This window comes from Pantoea sp. SIMBA_079, from assembly GCF_046940275.1.
In the GTDB taxonomy this organism is placed as follows: domain Bacteria; phylum Pseudomonadota; class Gammaproteobacteria; order Enterobacterales; family Enterobacteriaceae; genus Pantoea; species Pantoea borealis.
Genome location: NZ_JAWRYR010000195.1, coordinates 1 through 279 on the forward strand (window position 1 = coordinate 1; position 279 = coordinate 279).

At 61.3% G+C, this 279-nt stretch carries 1 pseudogene; it reads right to left on the reverse strand.

Annotation, left to right across the window (positions count from 1 at the left end):
• Positions 1-54 precede the first annotated feature (54 nt).
• Positions 55-279 (reverse strand): annotated as a pseudogene (locus SB719_RS19680) (ABC transporter ATP-binding protein); the annotation flags it as partial.

Below are 279 nucleotides of genomic sequence, written 5' to 3' on the forward strand. Positions count from 1 at the left end.
CTTCGCGGTAGACGATGGTGTTCAGGGCGACCCAGTTGGTGCGCAGCTCCACACTCATACGGCCACCTTCGACAGGTTTTTTTCCACCAGGGACACGAACAGCTCCTCGAGTCGGTTGGTCTTGTTGCGCAGACTTTGCACTTCGATGTTCTGCAGCGTCAGCTGGCCGAACAGCGCGGTGATGCCGATGTCCTTGTCCACCTGCACTTCCAGTGTATGCGGGGTCAGCAGCCGGCACGGGTAGCCCTGCAGTACCGGCGCCGCGGCCAGGTCCTGCTT